This window comes from Neisseria sicca VK64, from assembly GCF_000260655.1.
GTDB lineage: Bacteria > Pseudomonadota > Gammaproteobacteria > Burkholderiales > Neisseriaceae > Neisseria > Neisseria sicca_B.
Genome location: NZ_AJMT01000031.1, coordinates 1 through 2979, shown reverse-complemented (window position 1 = coordinate 2979; position 2979 = coordinate 1). Strand labels below are relative to the sequence as shown.

Annotated in this window: 3 protein-coding genes; 1 reads left to right on the top strand and 2 read right to left on the bottom strand. The window is 49.1% G+C overall.

The window, feature by feature from the left end; genetic code table 11:
- Positions 1-35: 35 nt before the first annotated feature.
- Positions 36-1001: an IS30 family transposase gene (locus HMPREF1051_RS02125; protein WP_003763746.1), complete on the top strand. Its 966-nt coding sequence runs from the start codon at positions 36-38 to the stop codon at positions 999-1001.
- Between the two features lie 67 nt (positions 1002-1068).
- Here HMPREF1051_RS02125 and HMPREF1051_RS02120 read toward each other — a convergent pair whose 3' ends face one another.
- Entirely contained in the window at positions 1069-1581 is a 513-nt protein-coding gene (locus tag HMPREF1051_RS02120; protein ID WP_003763748.1) for a DUF4189 domain-containing protein, read from the bottom strand.
- Positions 1582-1779: 198 nt separating this feature from the next.
- On the bottom strand, positions 1780-2979 hold a 1200-nt coding region (locus HMPREF1051_RS02115; RefSeq protein WP_003763749.1), incomplete at its 5' end, for a calcium-binding protein.

Genomic DNA, 2979 nt, shown 5'->3' with positions numbered 1-2979 from the left:
GGTAGCATACGGCCTTTCCTGCAAGAAAGATTGCCATGAACTACACACAACTGACCCAAGACGAACGATACCATATCCAATACCTGTCCCGCCACTGTACCGTCACAGAAATCGCCAAACAGCTCAACCGCCACAAAAGCACCATCAGCCGCGAAATCAAGCGGCACTGCATCCAAGGGCAGCAATACAGCGCCGATAAAGCCCAAAGGCAAAGCCGGCTGACCAAACAGCGTAAGCGAAAACCCTATAAACTCGATTCGCAGCTGATTCAACACATCGACACCCTTATCCGCCGCAAACTCAGTCCCGAACAAGTATGCGCCTACCTGCATAAACACCACGGGATCACACTCCATCACAGCACCGTTTACCGCTACCTCCGCCAAGACAAAAGCAACGGCGGCACTTTGTGGCAACATCTCAGAATATGCAGCAAACCCTACCGCAAACGCTACGGCAGCACATGGACCAGAGGCAAAGTGCCCAACCGCGTCGGCATAGAAAACCGACCCGCCATCGTCGACCAAAAAACCCGTATCGGCGATTGGGAGGCCGACACCATCATCGGCAAAGATCAGAAAAGCGCATTATTGACCCTAGTCGAACGTGTTACCCGCTACACCATCATCTGTAAATTGGATAACTTAAAGGCCGAAGATACTGCCCGGGCAGTCATTAGGGTATTAAGGGCATATAAAGCCAGAGTCCACACCATCACCATGGATAACGGCAAAGAGTTCTACCAACACACCAAAATAGCCAAAGCATTAAAGGCGGAAACCTATTTTTGCCGCCTTTACCATTCGTGGGAAAAAGGGCTGAATGAGAACACCAACGGACTCATCCGACAATATTTCCCCAAACAAACCGATTTCCGAAATATCAGCGATCGGGAGATACGCAGGGTTCAAGATGAGTTGAACCACCGGCCAAGAAAAACACTTGGCTACGAAACGCCAAGTGTTTTATTCTTGAATCTGTTCCAACCACTGGTACCCTAGTGTTGCACTTGAAATCCGAATCCAAGGACCCTTAATCCTTCGGGGGTCGTCTGAAAAATAAAATCACTTAATAGCGGTAATCAGGATGACGAGAACAGCCAGAGTAACGGATAACACATTCATTGGAATGTTTGCTGCATCCTTTCAGCGCAAGTTCTTTGGCAATTTCCACATCATCATCTCCAGCGGTTCCAGTTCCTCCTTTACCTTCTTCTTTACCACCAACTGCAATAGCAGCACAGATATTACGGTATTCGTGTTTCAACCGACAGCCTTTTCCGTCACGGGCAATAGGATTTTTTCCACCTCCAGCTTTAATACAGCTTTCCAATGCTTCCTTATTAGCCGAACGATAACCTTCGGTATTATTCTCAGAATAGCCTACCGCACGATTGACCGGATTAAAATAAATCGCCCCCCAACGGTTCGGAATATTAATTACCCTACCTCCCTGTCCCATCGGTCGGTTATTGCCCGCGCATCCCGGCAAATCAGGATGATAGGCACAAGGATTGCTCATTTCATTTGCGTTAGCGAAACTGCTTAAAATCATGGCAGCCACTAATAATATATGCTTCATCGGTTTATTCCTTATTTTTGAACATCAATCATATTCTTACTTTACCCTGTTCCCCAAACAACCCAGTCAAAATCAGATGGGCTGTTTCCTCTTTATCGTCTATGGTCACACAATAAAGTTTCAGACGACCCCTAATCCTTCAGGGGTCGTCTGAAAAAACAAATCAATCGACAATGCTGCCTTATTGCTTTGTGAAGCTTACAAAACGCCTTGATGGGCGGTATCGTGTCCCAAAGCAGTCAGGAATTGCGACATGCTGTATGTTTCGCCTGAGGCGGCAAACTTGAACGCGTCTACGGTATCGCCGCCATCTGAGGAGTGGACGGCATCCAAGACGGTCAGGGTGTCGTCGCTGCCTTTGAGTTTGACCACCCAGTTCTCTTTGTTGTTTCCTGCTTTATTGATTTCCAAATCGATGTCTTTCAGCGTCAGATTGCCTGAGAACAATACGGTATTGTCCTCGCCGCTTGCGTTTAGTGACAATTTGTCATGCCCGCTGCCTTTGCCGAATGTAATTGTATTGGCATAGCTGCCGCCGGAAATGGTGTCATTGCCTGCGCCGGCATCAATGGTGCTGTCGTGTCCGACTTTGACGGTATCGTCGCCGCTGCCGCCGATAAAGGTGGTTTTGCCGCCGTAGTTGCCTGAAACGCTGACGGTATCGCCGTTGTCGGTACCGTGGATAATGCGGTTGGAGCCTTCGTACAGCCGTTGCTCAAAGGTATCGCTGTCGTCATTCAGGTATTGAATAATCGTGCCGTCTTTGCGGACATGGGATACTTTCAAGCCGAAATGTTCGATGATTTGTTCCGTGCTGTATGTGCCGTTGTCGAATTGGAACTCGGATATGGCGCCTTGCGAACCCATTTGGTTTTTAATCGTCAATACGTCATTGCTGCCTTTGATGGAAACGGTCCATGTGTTGCCGTTCAGACGGGGGTTGATGGTGTAGTCAAACGGATCGGGCGTGTAGTCGATGCCGGTTTTGTCGTAGCCCGGGGTCACGGAAATATTCAAGTCATCCAATGTCAAGCCGCCGGTAAATTTTACGGCGTTGCTGATGGAGGTGGGATTGAATTCTTCGTCGATATCGAAACCGAAGTCGAAAATGGTGTCGTGTCCGTATCCTTTGCCGAAGACATAGGTATCGCGCCCGTCTCCGCCTTCCAGATAATCGTCACCTGCGCCGCCGTCGAGGTAATCGGCTCCGACCCGCGCATACAGTTTGTCATTGCCGTTTCCGCCGTACAGTTTGTCGTCTGAAGACCATTCGTTGCCCCAGTAGGTCGTGCCTTCGTCTCGGATAATGTCGTCGCCGTCCATGCCGTAAATCACATCCCTGCCGTCTGTGCCGGAGCTTAATTCGTCATTAAACTTGCTGCCGACAATCACATCGTC

Coding starts and splice junctions, on each gene's coding strand:
- HMPREF1051_RS02125 (WP_003763746.1), top strand. CDS start 36: ATGAACTACACACAACTGACCCAAGACGAACGATACCATATCCAATAC.
- HMPREF1051_RS02120 (WP_003763748.1), bottom strand. CDS start 1,581: ATGAAGCATATATTATTAGTGGCTGCCATGATTTTAAGCAGTTTCGCT.